Source organism: Vibrio sp. Y176 (assembly GCF_033438945.1).
The window spans coordinates 1-809 of the sequence record NZ_JAWOQS010000334.1; the positions used below are offsets into that span (position 1 = coordinate 1).

1 protein-coding gene and 1 pseudogene are annotated in these 809 nt (G+C 44.7%); both read left to right on the top strand.

Annotation, left to right across the window (positions count from 1 at the left end):
- A pseudogene (locus tag R7O13_RS25895) lies at nucleotides 1-153 on the top strand (MFS transporter family glucose-6-phosphate receptor UhpC); the annotation flags it as partial.
- 124 nt (nucleotides 154-277) lie between these two features.
- The coding region (gene manA, locus R7O13_RS25900; RefSeq protein WP_318305078.1) for a mannose-6-phosphate isomerase, class I at nucleotides 278-809 on the top strand (532 nt) is incomplete at its 3' end.

An 809-nucleotide genomic window follows, 5' to 3' on the forward strand; every position in this document is an offset into this window, starting at 1 on the left:
GGCTATCCACTGGCATTAATTCTTGAAGAATATCATTGGACGGGTTTCTTCATCACTATTTCAGTTTGTGCAGCCGTCATTGGCCTTTTGTTGCTGCCATTTTTGCAAGCGCAACCATCACGAAAACCACTCGAACCAAAACCTCGGTTGTGAATCGACTTATCGCCCTTCGGGCAAATTGGCGAGTGACCTAACCGAGCTCGCCATCCTTATTTAACGTATCTCTGCTCAATTTTTCTTCCGATTCAGTTCGGAGGGTTAACTATGGGAAAAATTCATGAATTTGAACACTATTTCATCGCATAGCTTCTTTCAAATGAACAACAAAATCCAAAACTACGCTTGGGGAAGCACCTCTTCTATTCACGATTTGTTTGGCTTTTCTAACGAAACGAATGAGCCTCAAGCAGAAGTATGGATGGGTACTCACCCAAACGGCTGCTCTGAAGTTCAGATTGAGCAAAACATGCTGCCTTTGTCTGAACTGATCAAACAAAACCAACCCGCTTATTTATCAGCAGAAACCGCAGCGAAATTTGGCGACCTGCCCTTTCTGTTTAAGATCTTAGCGGCCGAACATGCACTGTCGATTCAAGTTCACCCAAGCAAACAAGATGCCGAAATAGGCTTCGAAAAAGAACAAAGTGCCGGGATCCCACTAAACGCGAGCCATCGTAACTACAAGGATCCAAACCACAAACCTGAGCTGGTATACGCACTGACAAGTTACCAAGCCATGAACGGTTTTCGCTCGTATGCCGATATTACTGAGGCATTTAGCCTTTGTGATATCGATGAGCTACGCGCAC